We start from the raw sequence: 15,878 nt of genomic DNA on the forward strand, positions 1-15,878 counted from the left end.
AACCAGAAGCGCTAAGGTGTAGACCATGACACAAGGACTAGGCCCAGGCGACGCGCTCGATGATGCCACTCTTTGCGCCCGTTTGGCCCGCAGCACCGGGGATATCCTCACCAGTATTCGCACTGCTGGTGCGCCCGACCCCCTCCTGGTGGACTCCGACGGGCTCGGTAAGTCAGGCGATAAGGTCGCCCAGGCCTGGATCGCGCGTGTGCTGAGCCTGCACCGCCCCGATGACGCCATCCTGTCCGAGGAGGCGGAGGACGACCCTTCCCGCCTGAACAAGTCCCGGGTGTGGGTGATCGACCCGCTGGACGGCACCCGCGAATACGCCAGCGCCCGCAATGATTGGGCCGTGCACATCGCGCTCGCGGTCGACGGCGAGGTTGCCGAGTCCGCGGTCGGCATGCCGGAAATGCACACCGTCTACACTGCGGCCGACTACCGGGAGGGCCGGGTGAAGGCTGACTTCGGTGAGCTGAACAACCGCCTCGTCATCAGCCAAAATTCCACTCCACAGATCGCGGTAGACGTGGCCGAGGATCTGGGCATGGAGATCACCCGCCTGGGCTCCTGCGGCGCGAAGGCCATGAGCGTGGTGCGTGGGGAAAACGATGCGTATATCCACGCCGGAGGCCAGTACGAGTGGGATAACGCCGCCCCGATCGGCGTCGCCCTAGCAGCAGGACTGCACTGCAGCCGCCTGGATGGATCGCCCGCGACATATAACGAGCCGGATCCGTACTTGCCGGACTTGGTAATCTGTCGCAAGGAAATCGCCGAGGACCTGCTGGCGAGCATCCAGAAGTTCCTCTAGCACCTACCCGGTGGCGGGCAACTGGCTGAGCTGTGGCCCTTTTGCCTAGACTATGAGGCATGTCAGAGGCTCAAACTTCCCCCACCATCGCCACGCCCTACGAGGACCTGCTCTCCAAGATCCTCGCGGAGGGCGCCAAGAAGGACGACCGCACCGGCACCGGCACGACGTCCCTGTTCGGTCAGCAGATCCGCTTTAATCTGGCGGAGTCCTTCCCGCTGATTACGACGAAGTCCGTGCACGTGAAGTCCGTGGTCGGCGAGCTGTTGTGGTTCCTCTCCGGGGACTCCAACGTCCGCTGGCTGCAGGATAACGGCATCCGCATCTGGAACGAGTGGGCCGATGAGGACGGCGACCTGGGCCCGGTCTACGGCGTGCAGTGGCGCAGCTGGCCGACCCCGGATGGCCGCCATATCGACCAGATCTCCCAGGCACTGGAGATGCTGAAGCAGAACCCAGATTCCCGCCGGAACATCGTCAGCGCGTGGAATGTCTCGGAGCTGGAGAACATGGCGCTTCCGCCCTGCCACCTGCTGTTCCAGCTGTACGTGGCCGATGGGAAGCTCTCCTGCCAGCTCTACCAGCGCAGCGCGGACATGTTCCTGGGCGTGCCATTCAACATCGCCAGCTATTCGCTGCTGACCCACATGTTCGCCCAGCAGACGGGCCTGGAGGTCGGCGAGTTCATCTGGACCGGTGGGGACTGCCACATCTACGACAACCACCGCGAGCAGGTGGAGCTGCAGCTTTCGCGCGAACCGCGCCCCTATCCGCAGCTGGAGCTGACTAAGGCCAAGGACATGTTCAGCTATGGCTTCGAGGACGTGAACTTCGTGGGCTACGACCCGCACCCGGTGATTAAGGCAAAGGTGGCTGTGTAATGGGAGTTTCGGAGTTTGGCGTCCAGAATAAACAGCGCCCCAGTGGTTACCGCGAGGGCGACTACCCCACCCTGACCCGGGAGGACGTCCCGGAAGGGGTGGAGATCGCGATGATCTGGGCTGAAACAACCGCCGGCATCATCGGCGATGGGGCGGAGATGCCCTGGTATCTGCCGGAGGACCTGAAGCACTTTAAGAACTCCACGATGGGTTATCCGGTCGTGATGGGCCGCACGAGCTGGGAGGCGCTGGGCAAGTACCGCCCGCTGCCGGGCCGCGAGAACTTCGTCATCACCCGTAGGGCCGACTATTCGGCTCCCGGTGGTCACGTGGTCGCTTCCATTAAGGACGGCATCGCAGCGGCCGCGGCATTTGCCCGCGGAGAAGGGTCGGGCGGCGAGGTCCCGGAGACGGCGTCGGAGGCGCTGCAGGACGACGGCCGGGTGACCGTATGGATCCTGGGTGGGGGCCAGGTATACGCGCAGTGCATGCCGATCGCGGACCGGGTGGTGATCACGGAGATCGACATGGTTGCTCCGGAGCGTTTCCAGGTTTATGCCCCGGCGATGGATGAGTCAGATTTTACGGTCGAGCGTTCCGAGTGGTTCGCATCGGATAAGGGCCACCCGGTCGACGAGGAGCCGAACGGGTTGCGCTACCGATTCGAGACGTGGCGCCGGAAGGCGTAGGTCTTACACGGGGGATGCAACGGGGGTAGGAATCAGCCCGGCCATATGGCCGGGTTTTTCTCTGCGATCGGCGTTTTTGCAGGTCTGGCGGAAATTTTCATAAAGGGTATCTATAAAGTTGAAAGTTTCCCATTGGAAACTTTGGAAAAAGCTCTAGATGACGGTAGATTCTTTCGCAATCGCAAAAGAATTGTGATGGTAATCACAGAAGCTTCGGTCCTGCGGCCGTAGCAAAACGTGAAGATCTGCACAGTCCCCAGGAAGGGAGAAAGAGTTGACCCAGCCGGCCACCCCCGCGCAACGGCATATCCCCACGCCCGATGAGTTCGTCGCCGCGCAACAATCACCCGAGTTCCAGGAACTTCGCTCAAAAATGCGCGGGTTCACCTTTCCCATGACCGTATTTTTCATCGTCTGGTTCGTCCTCTACGTCGGCCTGGCGATGTTTGCGCCGGACTTCATGGGGATCAAGATCTGGGGACACATCAACCTCGGCGTGCTCCTCGGCTTCGGCCAGTTCATTACGACCTTCCTGATCACGTACCTCTACGTGAAGTACGCAGACCGCGAAATTGAGCCCCGCGCCCAGTATGTTCGCGAGTCCCTCGAAGGCTCCCCCGCAACCCCAGCCAGCCAGGCTTCCCAGGGCTAGCGGCACCGCGCCCCGCTCACCCACGGATTAAAAAAGGAAAGGTCTCACTATGGATCTCATTCTTGCTGCGTCGCAGAAGACAAACCCGATCCTGAACATCAGCGTGTTCGTCGCCTTCATCGTGGTGACGATGTACATCGTGACGAAGGCTGCCGCCAAGCCACAGAAGTCCGCGACGGACTTCTACACGGGTGGCGCGTCCTTCACCGGTACCCAGAATGGTCTGGCCATCGCGGGTGACTACCTCTCGGCGGCGTCCTTCCTGGGCATCGTCGGCGCGATTGCGCTCACGGGCTACGACGGCTTCCTGTACTCCATCGGCTTCTTCGTTGCATGGCTCATCGCCCTGCTGCTGGTCGCCGAGCCGCTGCGTAACACCGGTAAGTTCACCATGGCGGACGTGCTCTCCTTCCGCCTGAAGCAGCGCCCGGTGCGCGTGGCCGCAGCTTTCGCGACCCTGTTCACCTCGCTGTTCTACCTGATCGCTCAGATGGCCGGTGCCGGCTCCCTGGTCTCCGTCCTGCTGGACCTGCACTCCAAGACTGCCCAGGCCGTCGTCGTCGTGGTCGTCGGCCTGGTGATGATGGCTTACGTCCTCATCGGCGGCATGAAGGGCACCACCTACGTGCAGATGATCAAGGCGGTTCTGCTGATCGCCGGTGTTGGTTTCATGTTCCTGATCATCGCTGTGATGTGGAAGGGCAACCTTTCCCAGCTCTTCGCTGACGCGGTGAACTCTCACGGTGACCCGGCGATCCTACAGCCTGGCCAGAAGTACGGCGCGACGACCGCAACGAAGTTCGACTTCATCTCCCTGGGTGTGGCCCTGGCACTTGGTGCCGCTGGCCTGCCGCACGTCCTGATGCGCTTCTACACGGTTCCGACCGCGAAGGAAGCACGTAAGTCCGTGACCTGGGCGATCGTCCTGATCGGCTCCTTCTACCTGCTGACCCTGTTCCTGGGCTTCGGCGCTGCCGCGCTGCTCTCCCCGGAGGACATCAAGAACGCGCCGGGTGGCGCGAACGCCGCCGCGCCGCTGCTGGCAATGGAGCTGGCCGGCCCGATCTTCATGGCCCTGATTTCCGCGGTCGCCTTCGCGACGGTGCTGGCTGTGGTCGCTGGCCTGGCAATTACCGCTTCTGCTTCCGTGGCACACGACTTCTACAACGGCGTGCTGCGCAACGGTCAGGCAACGGAGGAGGAGCAGGTCCGCGTGTCCCGCATCACGGTGGTCGTGATCTCGCTGGTCTCCATCGCGCTGGGCATCCTGGCGATGGACCAGAACGTGGCCTTCCTGGTCTCCCTGGCGTTCTGCATCGCTGCATCCGCTAACCTGCCGACGATCCTGTACTCCCTGTACTGGAAGAAGTTCAACACCACTGGCGCCGTGGCCTCCCTGTGGGTCGGCCTGGGCGTGGCGCTGGTCCTGATCTTCTTCTCCCCGGCTGTCTCCGGTGCAGAGACCGCGATGTTCCCGAACGTGGACTTCTCGTGGTTCCCGCTGACTAACCCGGGTCTGGTCTCCATCCCAGCTGGCTTCATCGCCGGTATCGTGGGCACCTACCTTGGCAAGGGTGACGAGGATCCGAAGCTGCAGTCCGAGATGGAGGTTCGCTCCCTCACCGGTGTTGGTGTGGAGGCTCCGGTCGACCACTAAGCCACTCCCCTAGGCTCCTCGCCTTGGATAAGCCCAGCCACTTGGTCAACGGTGGCTGAGCAACACCCCCGCCGCATCTGGCTAGTTCCGGAAGCTGCGGGGGTACCTTGTATCATGAGTGGTCGTGCCCGCAGGGTGCGGTCGCACAGCCCCAGTAGCTCAGTGGATAGAGCACGGCTCTCCTAAAGCCGGTGTCGGAGGTTCGATTCCTCTCTGGGGCGCTTTTTTGTTTTTTGCCCTCAGCTTGACCATCACTAGTCCCACCAACCCACCCACCTACATTGTGTTAGCCTAACCTAAGAATAAGGCGTGGGTGCGGGCATTCTCTTCCCACAGCACCCCAGTGTTTGAAGGACAGTGATGGTTATGGCTGCCCAGCCGCAAAACTCAGCGCCGAAGCGCAAACCCCGTAAGGCCAACGAAGCAACCGTGACTGGCCGTCGCCAGCTCTCGCCGGATCTCGTTCGTTTGAGCTTGAACTCTCCTGCATTTGTGGGCAAGCAGCTGGAGTTTACAGATCACTACATCAAGTTCCTCTTCGCGCCAGAGAGCGCCGATTACTCGTGGCCATTCGATCTCGAAAAGGTCCGCGAGGAGCAGCCCAGGGAAAACCAGCCAGTGACCCGAACCTACACCCTGATTAACCTGGACCCAGCAACCGGGGACTTCGACGTGGACTTCGTCACCCACGGTGATTCTGGCCTGGCCGCTCCCTGGGCACGCACGGCTGAGGTCGGGGCAAAGATCGGCTTCTTCGGCCCGGGTGGCGCGTGGGGCCCCGGGGAAGAATATGAGCACTTTGTCTTCGCTGGCGATGAATCCGCGGCACCAGCCATCGGTGCGGGACTGAAGCACCTCCCCGAGGGAGCCACGGCGACCGCCTATATCGAGATCGAGGCAGAGGACCGGAAGTTTGAGCTCCCTACCCGCGAGGGCGTGGACGTCAACTGGGTTATCCGCGATGGGGCAACCCACGGCACGGAGCTTTCTCGCGTGGTGCGCTCGGCCGGTGTGCCAACGGGCAAGAAGACCAGCTGGTTTATCCACGGTGTCGCCGAGATGATTAAGGAAATGCGCCGCTTCCTCTTCGTCGACTCGGAGATCCCCCGCGCCGACGTTTCGATTTCTGGTTACTGGCGGATCGGCATGACCGAGGACCAGTGGCAGTCCTCGAAGCGCGAATTCAATGCTGAGATTGAGCAAGAGGAAGCACAAGCCCAGGCCTAACGCTTGCTCGCAGACCTAGCGCTCGCAAGCACCCCCTTTGAGCGGGCGAAAGCCTAGGCGGGCTGGAGCTCCCGCTCCGCCTTGGGATCTGCCTCTGCGCCTGTGGCCGCATTGCCCTCGGCAGCGACGGCAGACTTCCGTCGCCTTGCCAGGAGCCTGTCCACCGCCAACATGGCAGCAAAGCTGATCCCCAGCAGTGGCAGAAACAGGCCAACCGGGATCGCAACGAGAGCAATGATCACCCAGTCGATGCGGCTGAGGTTCGCCTGCCCCTTCTCAGGTATGTCACGGCAACGCCGATCGCGACGACGCCGATGAGCGCTCCCACCGGGAGCAGGATCACCGGCAGAGGATTGATCACCACTCCGTCTCCTTGCGAGGGCCTGTACTCGTAGTAGAGCGCTGAGCCCCATGCGACGAGAAGACACGCGGCCCCGACCCCGTTTAGCGCGTTGAGGACCAGAACCCCCGAGCTCCACAGAGCCAGAAACAGGAGAAAGGCGGCGAGAACAGTCGCAGCCCAAACCAGGGGCCAGGACACCGACTCGGCAAGAGTAAATGCGACCGCAGAGCACAGGCCGACGAGAGCCTGCAAAACAATTGTCGCCAGCAGGTAGGCGCGGCGAGAACCCGATTCCACTGGGGCAGTAGCCGGAGCGGGCACAGATTTCACTGAACGAGTCATGAGGCGACTTTCTGACGCATTGTGTCCTCTAGCGAAGACTGACAGTACCTCTATTCTCGTTGCTATTCGACAAAAATACACCCTTCTAAACGTATAAACGTTTGCTGACAAAGCATTTTTAGGGGCGTAGCCTCAGGGGCATGAGGTACCAAAAAAGTTGCACTATCCATCGCCCTCTCCTGCACCTTGGCGGGAACGCTGAGCGCGTGCAGCGATGATGGCACCGCCACCGAATCTACCGATGCCAGCTCGCCGGCAACCGTCACCCAGACGATGAAGGAGTCGAACCCCTCGGCGGCGAAGGACCAGCCGAAGCCTGAGCCGACGAGGAAGTCCCCGGCACAGGAGAGCGAGCCGGGCAAGAAGCCGGATAAGCAGTGCGGAGACCTCCCCGCCGAGGAGGCGCTCCGACAAAACGTGGGCAAGCTCGCCTCCCCAAAGGGCACTGACTGGACATGGAACACGTCGTATGCCGGCACGGATCTCTACGACCCTTGTGCTGATCTTTCGCCCATCGTGCTGACCATCGACGGCGCAACCGGATCCAGCCCGTACCACATCATGCTCTTCCACAAGGGCGAGTACCTGGGCACCGCTACCGCCGAACCGCAGGGCTTCTCCCCCGACGTCAAACAGGTCGACGGGAAGACCCTGGCAGTGACCTACTTCTACACCAAGCCCGGCGAGGCTAACGCTGAACGCTCGGGCGAAGCCCACGCCACCTTCACCTGGGATCCGACACAGGAGAAGGTCGTCATGAACGGCGAACTGCCGCCGAAGCCTTAGTCCTGGTCCGCCAAGGCCCCACCCTCACTACTCCCCCAGGTCAGCTTTATACCTGGGGCGAAGTAATCTCATAGCCATGAGGCTCCACAATGTTGCGCTACCACTGGCTCTTTCCTGCGTCCTCGCGGGAGGACTGGTCGCGTGCAGCAGTGACGGCAGCGACGCTGCCGACTCCGCTTCCCCCGTCACCATCACCCAGACGGTGAAGAAGACGCGGCCCGCGGAAAGCAAGGACCGGGCCAAGCCAAAGCCAACGAGAAAGGCCCAGGAGAGCGAGCCAAGCAAAAAAGACCCGCCCCAAGCGGTGCGGAGACCTTTCCGCCGAGGAGGCGCTGGCACAGAACGTGGGTAAGCTTCCGACCCCTGATTACATCAGCCGGGACTGGAACACCGAGTTTGCCGGCACGGGTCTTTACGACCCTTGCGCTGATCTCTCGCCTATCGTCCTCACGATTGATATGGCAACAGCTTCCAGCCCATACCACATCATGCTCTTCCACCGGGGCGAGTACCTGGGCACCGCCACCGCCGAACCGCAAGGCTTCTCCCCCGCCGTCAAGCAGGTCGACGACCAGACGATCGCGGTGACCTACTTCTACACCAAACCCGGCGAGGCCAACGCTATGCGCTCCGGCGAAGCCCACGCGACCTTCACCTGGGACCCGGCACAGGAGAAGGTCATCATGGACGGCAATCTGCCGCCACGGGGCTAGGTCACGCGCCACCGACTGGCGCCCCGCTACAACAGGAACCACCCACATCCCAGGCCTACCCCTGGCCTGGGATGTGCATTAATCTCAAAGCATGAGGCACCACAATGTCGCGCTAGCCCTCGCCCTCTCCTGCGCTCTCGCGGGAACGTTGGCCGCGTGCAGCGGCGACGACTCCACCACCGACGCCACCGGGAACAGCGCACCAACGAGCGCCAGCCAGAGCAGCGTCGTCCCAACCACGGCGACAGCGCCGCAGACCACAGAGAGCTCCCCCAAGCACAAGCCGGAGCCGACCAGGAAGCCGCGCGACACCGAGCCCCGCACGCAGTGTGGCAACCTCTCCGCCCAAGAACTCGTGGCCACACATGTCGATAAGCTCCCACCACCTCCCTCCACCGAGAGCTCGTGGGACACCGAGCGCGCCGGCATCGGCCTCTACGACCCCTGCGCCGAACTCTCCCCCATCGACATCACCGTGGAGGGCGCAACAGCTACCAGTCCGCACCACATCATGCTCTTCCACAAGGACCAGTACCTAGGTGTGATGTCCAGGGACGTTGTTGAGTCGGTCGAAGGGTACGCCGCCAATCGCAGAGTGGTGTCGGTGGTGGTTGTAGAAGTGGAGCCAGCCGGGCAGCGCCAGGCGTCGTTCGGCCTCTGAACCGTAAAACCTGGCATAGGCCCAGCCGTCCCCGAGCGTGCGGTGGAATCGCTCGATCTTCCCGTTCGTCTGCGGCCGGTAGGGGCGTGTCCGCTTGTGTCGGATGCCGAGCCGAGCGCAGAAGTCCCTCCATGCGTGGGATCTGTATGCCGACCCGTTGTCGGATAGGACTCGCTCGACGGTCACGCCTCGTTCGGCGAACCAGGCCACGGCGCGTTCGAGAACTCCCACCGCTGTGCTCGCCTGCTCATCCGACCAGATTTCTGCGTATGCGACGCGGGAGTGGTCGTCGATGACTGTGTGAACGAACGCCGTCCCGGTGCGCGGCTTGTGATCTTTTCCTCGTGGTAATCCCGGAGTCGCGAGCTTGTTCCGTGCGCCTTGCTGCCGACCTACGTAACGATGTCCACCGCCGTCGGGGATGTTGCCGAACTTCGTGACATCGACATGAATCAACGATCCCGGATGAGGATGCTCATATCGCCGCAATGGCTCGCCAGTGACACGATCGATATGCGAGAGGCGGTTCACGCGGCAACGGACGAGGACCGCGTGAACAGTCGACGTCGAGAGACCAAGTCGCGCAGCGATCTGGGCTGGCCCCAGTCGAAGCCGCCAGCGCAGGTTGATGATCTTCTTCTTGACATGCTCGGGCGTCCTGCCTGGGATCCGGTGCGGCTTGCTGGAGCGATCCTGCATCCCAAACTCACCCTCTTCCCGGTAGCGGCCTGCCCATTTCCGGGCAGTGATCGGGGAGACCATGAACATCTTGGGGTCGTTTGCGGGAGGGGGCGGAATCCTACGCTAAGGCTTTGGCCAGCGATATTCTCCGGTGAGATTGATGTGTTCCCATCCGAGCGGCGAAACATGGGCCAAGAGATCGGGCGATAGCAGCTTTCCATCGCGTTTCTGGTTTGCAACGACCTCGCCGAGCTTCATGGTGTTCCAGAAGATGATGATGGCGGCGAGCAGATTCATGCCGGCGATGCGGTAATGCTGGCCTTCGGCGGAACGGTCGCGGATTTCACCGCGGCGGTGGAAGCTGATTGCCCGCTTCAGCGCATGATGAGCTTCGCCTTTGTTGAGCCCGATCTGGGCACGCCGTTGGAGTTCGGCATCCAGAATCCAGTCGATCATGAACAGGGTGCGCTCGACGCGACCGACTTCCCGCAGGGCTGTCGCGAGCTCGTTCTGCCGCGGATAGGAGGCGAGTTTCCGCAGAATCTGGCTTGGCGCGACGGTCCCGGCAGCAATGGTGGCGGCGATGCGCAGGATGTCGGGCCAATTGCGCTCGATCATGGCTTGGTTGACCTTTCCGCCGATCAACGCTCGCAGGTGCGCCGGGGCGGCCGACGGATTGAACGCGTAGAGCCGTTTGGATGGCAGGTCGCGGATGCGCGGAGCGAACCGGTAGCCGAGAATGGCACATGCGGCAAAGACGTGATCGGTGAAGCCGCCCGTGTCGGTGAACTGCTCGCGGATATGGCGTCCAGCATCGTTCATCAGCAGGCCATCGAGGATGTAAGGCGCTTCGCTTGCCGTTGCAGGAATCACCTGGGTTGCGAACGGCGCATATTGGTCGGAGACGTGGCTATAGGCTTTCAGGCCCGGGGTATTGCCATATTTCGCGTTGACCAGGTTCATGGCCTCACCTTGCTCTGTAGCGACGAAGAACTGTCCGTCGCTCGAAGCCGACGTGCCCATGCCCCAGAACCGGGCCATGGGTAACGCTGCCTGTGCCTCGACCACCATGGCCAGCGCCCGGTCATAGGCTTCGCCCTCGACATGCCACCGTCCAATGCGGATCAATTCCCAGAAGGTGTGGGTGTTTGTCGCATCCGCCATTTTGCGCAAGCCGAGGTTGATCCCTTCCGCCAAGATAACGTTCATTAGCCCGATCCGGTCAGCGCAGGGTGCTCCTGTGCGCAGATGGGTGAACGCTTCGGTGAAGCCGGTCGCCGCATCCACCTCCAGCAGGAGATCGGTGATGCGCGTGGGCGGGATCTGCTTGTAGAGATCGAGCACCAGATCTTCGGCGCCTGTCGGCGCGGCGGCTTCGAGTTTCTCGATATGCAGAACGCCGTTTTCAATCGACCCGCCCGGGATCGTGCCTGCGCGAGCGGCACGGCCAAGCTCGCGCAACCGCATGTCGAGGCGAGCTTGCCGGTCTGCCAGCCATTCCTCCGGCCGCAATGGCACAGCGAGACGACCGCCTTCCGCGATGGCTTGTGCCGGAACGAGTGCGTGTTTCAGATCGCCATAGCGCCGGGACCTAGTAAGCCAGACATCTCCGGAGCGGAACGCATCGCGCAGATGGAACAGCACCGCGATCTCCCATAGGCGAGCGTCGCCAGCCCTCTGGGCCCGAAGGTGGCGATGCCATTTCGAGCTGGGCCGCAAGAAGCTGGTCATCGCGGCATCGTTCAAACCGGTACGAAGGGCCGTCACCGCTTCCAGAAGCGGCAGTGCAACGGGCGCAGCTCGCAGATCGAGCAGGCGCAACATGCGTGGAGCGTATCGGCGGAAGCGGTGATAACCGTCGAGCACATGATTGAGCGGATCGTCGGCCATGGTGGCGGTCAGCCTGGTTGCCATTGCAACAAGGGTTTTTTAAGCCGTCCCACCCTGACCCACTCGCGATGACATCGCCCAGCGGCTGGCCATCATCCTGTGCATCGACCAGGGCGCCCCCGATCTCGGCGAAGGATTTCAGGGTGTCACGCACCACCCCCGCTTCGTCTGCGACCTTTGCATGGCAAATACGCTCCGAAGCACGGTAGAGACGGCCGACGATCCGGTCGTGGGTTTCGACCACTGCGTCGGCCAACATCGCCTGCCATTCCGAGACGCAAACAGCCAAGATCGCAAGCCGCCTGTCCTCCGGGAGATCGCGCATGCCGTCGGCATAATACCGTTCACCCTGCCTGCGCAGACGAGTCACCCGATGGGCAGGAACGCCGGCAAGCAGATCCTCGGGGAGATCGACGCGTTGCAGATATTCGAGCCGGTCGAGCAGCCGGTTGGCCGACGAAGAGTTCGAGCCAGGCTCGAACTGGCGCAGCCACACAAAACGGGTCACCCGATCATCAGCCGTCTCCTCGAGCAATGCCAGCAACTGTTCTCGGATCGACATAGGCAGCCGACTGGCGATCCTCGTCTCGATGCGTCGCTCGGCATCGACGAGAGCCGCGGCACAAAGCCGCTCGATCGTGGATGTCGCGGGAAGGACAGTGCGGGTGCGTCGGCACTCGGCTACGAAGCGACGGGCGATATCCTCGTTCGACACCGCCATCTCGGCTTCTCGGAACAACCATTCCTTCAGCTCGCTCGCACCACGTCCGGAGAAGGTGCGGAAGCCGTAGAGCCCCCGTAACTCGGCAAGATGCTCGTGCCGTGTTTCCTCGCGGGCAGCATAGTCTACGAGATCGTCGGCACCCAGGCCAAGCTGCGCTCCGATAAATTCGATGACCTCTGCAGGGATCAGTTCGCCTGGAGCCAGCACCCGGCCGGGATAGCGCAGGACACACAATTGCAGGGCGAAGCCGAACCTGTTGTGAGCGCGCCGACGCAGCCTGATATGCCCAAAGTCTTCATCACTCAGCGTATAGTGCTTGAGCAAATCCGTCTGTGAAGTCGGCAAGCGCAACAGCGCGTCTTTCTGCCGATCGGTTAGAGTGACGCGACGCGGCATACATGTTCCTTTTTCAAAATCTGATAGCGTTCAAGACGCTTTGTTTATGAAGCTGGTTGAGATACATTTCCAGAGGTCAATGCAATCGTGGCCGAAGCGCCGCCTCAAACCAACGTTTGTGATACATGCTGATCGGATATGCCCGCGTCTCCAAAGCCGATGGCTCGCAGTCTCTCGACCTGCAGCACGACGCCTTGCGCGCCGCAGGTGTCGAACGGGACAATATCTATGATGATCTTGCTTCCGGCGGTCGTGATGATCGCCCTGGCTTGACTGCCTGCCTCAAGTCATTGCGTGACGGCGATGTGCTGGTGGTCTGGAAGCTCGATCGCCTCGGACGATCGCTTGCCCATCTGGTCAACACGGTGAAGGAGCTGTCAGACCGCAAGATCGGCCTGCGGGTTCTGACTGGAAAGGGCGCTCAGAGGCACTGTTGCAAAGTTAGCGATGAGGCAGCCTTTTGTCTTATTCAAAGGCCTTACATTTCAAAAACTCTGCTTACCAGGCGCATTTCGCCCAGGGGATCACCATAATAAAATGCTGAGGCCTGGCCTTTGCGTAGTGCACGCATCACCTCAATACCTTTGATGGTGGCGTAAGCCGTCTTCATGGATTTAAATCCCAGCGTGGCGCCGATTATCCGTTTCAGTTTGCCATGATCGCATTCAATCACGTTGTTCCGGTACTTAATCTGTCGGTGTTCAACGTCAGACGGGCACCGGCCTTCGCGTTTGAGCAGAGCAAGCGCGCGACCATAGGCGGGCGCTTTATCCGTGTTGATGAATCGCGGGATCTGCCACTTCTTCACGTTGTTGAGGATTTTACCCAGAAACCGGTATGCAGCTTTGCTGTTACGACGGGAGGAGAGATAAAAATCGACAGTGCGGCCCCGGCTGTCGACGGCCCGGTACAGATACGCCCAGCGGCCATTGACCTTCACGTAGGTTTCATCCATGTGCCACGGGCAAAGATCGGAAGGGTTACGCCAGTACCAGCGCAGCCGTTTTTCCATTTCAGGCGCATAACGCTGAACCCAGCGGTAAATCGTGGAGTGATCGACATTCACTCCGCGTTCAGCCAGCATCTCCTGCAGCTCACGGTAACTGATGCCGTATTTGCAGTACCAGCGTACGGCCCACAGAATGATGTCACGCTGAAAATGCCGGCCTTTGAATGGGTTCATGTGCAGCTCCATCAGCAAAAGGGGATGATAAGTTTATCACCACCGACTATTTGCAACAGTGCCAACCCATGTTATATTGCACAAGATAAAAATATATCATCATGAACAATAAAACTGTCTGCTTACATAAACAGTAATACAAGGGGTGTTATGAGCCATATTCAACGGGAAACGTCTTGCTCGAGGCCGCGATTAAATTCCAACCTGGATGCTGATTTATATGGGTATAGATGGGCTCGCGATAATGTCGGGCAATCAGGTGCGACAATCTATCGATTGTATGGGAAGCCCAATGCGCCAGAGTTGTTTCTGAAACATGGCAAAGGTAGCGTTGCCAATGATGTTACAGATGAGATGGTCAGACTAAACTGGCTGACGGCATTTATGCCTCTTCCGACCATCAAGCATTTTATCCGTACTCCTGATGATGCATGGTTACTCACCACTGCGATCCCCGGGAAAACAGCATTCCAGGTATTAGAAGAATATCCTGATTCAGGTGAAAATATTGTTGATGCGCTGGCAGTGTTCCTGCGCCGGTTGCATTCGATTCCTGTTTGTAATTGTCCTTTTAACAGCGATCGCGTATTTCGTCTCGCTCAGGCGCAATCACGAATGAATAACGGTTTGGTTGATGCTAGTGATTTTGATGACGAGCGTAATGGCTGGCCTGTTGAACAAGTCTGGAAAGAAATGCATAAGCTTTTGCCATTCTCACCGGATTCAGTCGTCACTCATGGTGATTTCTCACTTGATAACCTTATTTTTGACGAGGGGAAATTAATAGGTTGTATTGATGTTGGACGAGTCGGAATCGCAGACCGATACCAGGATCTTGCCATCCTATGGAACTGCCTCGGTGAGTTTTCTCCTTCATTACAGAAACGGCTTTTTCAAAAATATGGTATTGATAATCCTGATATGAATAAATTGCAGTTTCATTTGATGCTCGATGAGTTTTTCTGATAGTTAGTCTTTGTAGAGACACAAACCTGAAATTCCGGACACCGCGCTTCAGGACATCTCCCTGGACGCCGATATCTGGCAGTATCCGGACGGGGCACTGTTGCAAATAGTCGGTGGTGATAAACTTATCATCCCCTTTTGCTGATGGAGCTGCACATGAACCCATTCAAAGGCCGGCATTTTCAGCGTGACATCATTCTGTGGGCCGTACGCTGGTACTGCAAATACGGCATCAGTTACCGTGAGCTGCAGGAGATGCTGGCTGAACGCGGAGTGAATGTCGATCACTCCACGATTTACCGCTGGGTTCAGCGTTATGCGCCTGAAATGGAAAAACGGCTGCGCTGGTACTGGCGTAACCCTTCCGATCTTTGCCCGTGGCACATGGATGAAACCTACGTGAAGGTCAATGGCCGCTGGGCGTATCTGTACCGGGCCGTCGACAGCCGGGGCCGCACTGTCGATTTTTATCTCTCCTCCCGTCGTAACAGCAAAGCTGCATACCGGTTTCTGGGTAAAATCCTCAACAACGTGAAGAAGTGGCAGATCCCGCGATTCATCAACACGGATAAAGCGCCCGCCTATGGTCGCGCGCTTGCTCTGCTCAAACGCGAAGGCCGGTGCCCGTCTGACGTTGAACACCGACAGATTAAGTACCGGAACAACGTGATTGAATGCGATCATGGCAAACTGAAACGGATAATCGGCGCCACGCTGGGATTTAAATCCATGAAGACGGCTTACGCCACCATCAAAGGTATTGAGGTGATGCGTGCACTACGCAAAGGCCAGGCCTCAGCATTTTATTATGGTGATCCCCTGGGCGAAATGCGCCTGGTAAGCAGAGTTTTTGAAATGTAAGGCCTTTGAATAAGACAAAAGGCTGCCTCATCGCTAACTTTGCAACAGTGCCCGCTCAGATCGACACCACGACTGCGTCCGGTCGCATGGTGTTCGGAATCTTCGCCACCTTGGCCGAGTTCGAGCGGGATCTGATCCGAGAGCGCACCATGGCGGGTCTCGCCTCCGCGAGAGCGCGCGGTCGCAAGGGCGGACGAAAATTCGCGCTCACCAAAGCTCAGGTGCGTCTCGCGCAAGCCGCCATGGCCCAGCGCGATACTTCAGTTTCCGATCTCTGCAAGGAACTCGGCATCGAGCGCGTCACTCTCTACCGATATGTCGGTCCCAAAGGCGAGCTCAGAGACCATGGAAAGCATGTTCTCGGACTTACGTAGCAACTCGTTTCTTTTCGCAGGTTGAGCCACCTCCGCGC

The 15,878-nt window shown here is 59.8% G+C and carries 14 protein-coding genes, 1 tRNA gene and 3 pseudogenes; 14 read left to right on the forward strand and 4 right to left on the reverse strand.

From position 1 onward, the window contains the following. Positions 1-25 precede the first annotated feature (25 nt). The 7 genes from CU_RS07655 (at position 26) to CU_RS07690 (ending at position 5,920) form a co-directional block, all read left to right on the forward strand. On the forward strand, positions 26-814 hold the full coding sequence (locus tag CU_RS07655) for a 3'(2'),5'-bisphosphate nucleotidase CysQ (RefSeq protein WP_012360764.1): 789 nt from the start codon (positions 26-28) through the stop codon (positions 812-814). A 59-nt stretch (positions 815-873) separates the two neighbouring features. After that, complete coding sequence (locus CU_RS07660; protein WP_012360765.1) at positions 874-1,695, forward strand: thymidylate synthase; 822 nt, start codon at positions 874-876, stop codon at positions 1,693-1,695. Then, positions 1,695-2,384 (forward strand): dihydrofolate reductase, encoded by a 690-nt coding sequence (locus tag CU_RS07665; protein ID WP_012360766.1) that lies wholly within the window; start codon positions 1,695-1,697, stop codon positions 2,382-2,384. The genes CU_RS07660 and CU_RS07665 overlap by 1 nt, the downstream gene beginning before the upstream one ends. Positions 2,385-2,658: 274 nt before the next feature. Continuing rightward, positions 2,659-3,036 carry a DUF485 domain-containing protein gene (locus CU_RS07675; protein WP_081477616.1) on the forward strand — a complete coding sequence of 126 codons (378 nt, stop codon included), beginning with the start codon at positions 2,659-2,661 and terminating at the stop codon, positions 3,034-3,036. A gap of 49 nt (positions 3,037-3,085) precedes the next feature. Then, entirely contained in the window at positions 3,086-4,693 is a 1,608-nt protein-coding gene (locus CU_RS07680; protein ID WP_012360768.1) for a solute symporter family protein, read from the forward strand. Positions 4,694-4,841: 148 nt separating this feature from the next. Next, positions 4,842-4,914, forward strand: a tRNA-Arg gene (locus CU_RS07685). A 139-nt stretch (positions 4,915-5,053) separates the two neighbouring features. Continuing rightward, positions 5,054-5,920, forward strand: coding sequence for a siderophore-interacting protein (locus CU_RS07690; RefSeq protein ID WP_012360769.1), 867 nt, complete (start codon positions 5,054-5,056; stop codon positions 5,918-5,920). Positions 5,921-5,973: 53 nt separating this feature from the next. Here the strand turns inward: CU_RS07690 and CU_RS07695 are convergent, their stop codons facing one another. Then, on the reverse strand, positions 5,974-6,162 hold the full coding sequence (locus CU_RS07695) for a hypothetical protein (protein WP_012360770.1): 189 nt from the start codon (positions 6,160-6,162) through the stop codon (positions 5,974-5,976). A gap of 629 nt (positions 6,163-6,791) precedes the next feature. On the opposite strand from CU_RS07695, the gene CU_RS07705 reads away from it, so the two are divergent. From CU_RS07705 to CU_RS07715, 3 genes are all read left to right on the forward strand, one after another. Continuing rightward, positions 6,792-7,391, forward strand: a complete 600-nt coding sequence (locus tag CU_RS07705) for an LppP/LprE family lipoprotein (protein ID WP_231837637.1) — start codon at positions 6,792-6,794, stop codon at positions 7,389-7,391. Between the two features lie 458 nt (positions 7,392-7,849). Further along, the gene (locus CU_RS07710) at positions 7,850-8,104 is read left to right on the forward strand and encodes an LppP/LprE family lipoprotein (protein WP_231837638.1); all 255 of its coding nucleotides are present in this window, start codon (positions 7,850-7,852) and stop codon (positions 8,102-8,104) included. Positions 8,105-8,195: 91 nt separating this feature from the next. Then, the gene (locus CU_RS07715) at positions 8,196-8,765 is read left to right on the forward strand and encodes an LppP/LprE family lipoprotein (protein WP_012360774.1); all 570 of its coding nucleotides are present in this window, start codon (positions 8,196-8,198) and stop codon (positions 8,763-8,765) included. On the opposite strand, the pseudogene CU_RS10375 reads toward CU_RS07715, so the two are convergent. Further along, positions 8,646-9,530 (reverse strand): annotated as a pseudogene (locus CU_RS10375) (IS481-like element IS5564 family transposase); the annotation flags it as partial. The gene CU_RS07715 and the pseudogene CU_RS10375 sit on opposite strands and share 120 nt — an antisense overlap. Positions 9,531-9,569: 39 nt before the next feature. Continuing rightward, a pseudogene (locus CU_RS07720) lies at positions 9,570-12,456 on the reverse strand (Tn3 family transposase). 125 nt (positions 12,457-12,581) lie between these two features. Here CU_RS07720 and CU_RS10380 point away from each other — a divergent pair. Continuing rightward, entirely contained in the window at positions 12,582-12,989 is a 408-nt protein-coding gene (locus CU_RS10380) for a recombinase family protein (RefSeq protein ID WP_012360777.1), read from the forward strand. On the opposite strand, the gene CU_RS07725 is transcribed toward CU_RS10380, so the two are convergent. After that, the gene (locus CU_RS07725; protein WP_001067855.1) at positions 12,935-13,639 is read right to left on the reverse strand and encodes an IS6-like element IS26 family transposase; all 705 of its coding nucleotides are present in this window, start codon (positions 13,637-13,639) and stop codon (positions 12,935-12,937) included. The genes CU_RS10380 and CU_RS07725 overlap by 55 nt on opposite strands. 150 nt (positions 13,640-13,789) lie before the next feature. Here CU_RS07725 and aph(3')-Ia point away from each other — a divergent pair, with 150 nt between their 5' ends. From aph(3')-Ia to CU_RS07735, 3 genes and pseudogenes are all read left to right on the forward strand, one after another. After that, entirely contained in the window at positions 13,790-14,605 is an 816-nt protein-coding gene (gene aph(3')-Ia / locus CU_RS10385) for an aminoglycoside O-phosphotransferase APH(3')-Ia (protein ID WP_000018326.1), read from the forward strand. 156 nt (positions 14,606-14,761) lie between these two features. Next, positions 14,762-15,466: an IS6-like element IS26 family transposase gene (locus CU_RS07730; protein ID WP_001067855.1), complete on the forward strand. Its 705-nt coding sequence runs from the start codon at positions 14,762-14,764 to the stop codon at positions 15,464-15,466. Between the two features lie 53 nt (positions 15,467-15,519). Continuing rightward, positions 15,520-15,840 (forward strand): annotated as a pseudogene (locus CU_RS07735) (recombinase family protein); the annotation flags it as partial. Positions 15,841-15,878: the final 38 nt, after the last annotated feature.

It is taken from the genome of Corynebacterium urealyticum DSM 7109 (assembly GCF_000069945.1).
GTDB lineage: Bacteria > Actinomycetota > Actinomycetes > Mycobacteriales > Mycobacteriaceae > Corynebacterium > Corynebacterium urealyticum.

What these genes read in the sequence shown, in the direction of transcription:
- CU_RS07665 (WP_012360766.1), top strand. Translation starts at nt 1,695, where the DNA reads ATGGGAGTTTCGGAGTTTGGCGTCCAGAATAAACAGCGCCCCAGTGGT.
- CU_RS07655 (WP_012360764.1), top strand. Translation starts at nt 26, where the DNA reads ATGACACAAGGACTAGGCCCAGGCGACGCGCTCGATGATGCCACTCTT.
- CU_RS10380 (WP_012360777.1), top strand. Translation starts at nt 12,582, where the DNA reads ATGCTGATCGGATATGCCCGCGTCTCCAAAGCCGATGGCTCGCAGTCT.
- CU_RS07680 (WP_012360768.1), top strand. Translation starts at nt 3,086, where the DNA reads ATGGATCTCATTCTTGCTGCGTCGCAGAAGACAAACCCGATCCTGAAC.
- CU_RS07710 (WP_231837638.1), top strand. Translation starts at nt 7,850, where the DNA reads ATGGCAACAGCTTCCAGCCCATACCACATCATGCTCTTCCACCGGGGC.
- CU_RS07660 (WP_012360765.1), top strand. Translation starts at nt 874, where the DNA reads ATGTCAGAGGCTCAAACTTCCCCCACCATCGCCACGCCCTACGAGGAC.
- CU_RS07730 (WP_001067855.1), top strand. Translation starts at nt 14,762, where the DNA reads ATGAACCCATTCAAAGGCCGGCATTTTCAGCGTGACATCATTCTGTGG.
- CU_RS07725 (WP_001067855.1), bottom strand. Translation starts at nt 13,639, where the DNA reads ATGAACCCATTCAAAGGCCGGCATTTTCAGCGTGACATCATTCTGTGG.
- CU_RS07690 (WP_012360769.1), top strand. Translation starts at nt 5,054, where the DNA reads ATGGTTATGGCTGCCCAGCCGCAAAACTCAGCGCCGAAGCGCAAACCC.
- CU_RS07715 (WP_012360774.1), top strand. Translation starts at nt 8,196, where the DNA reads ATGAGGCACCACAATGTCGCGCTAGCCCTCGCCCTCTCCTGCGCTCTC.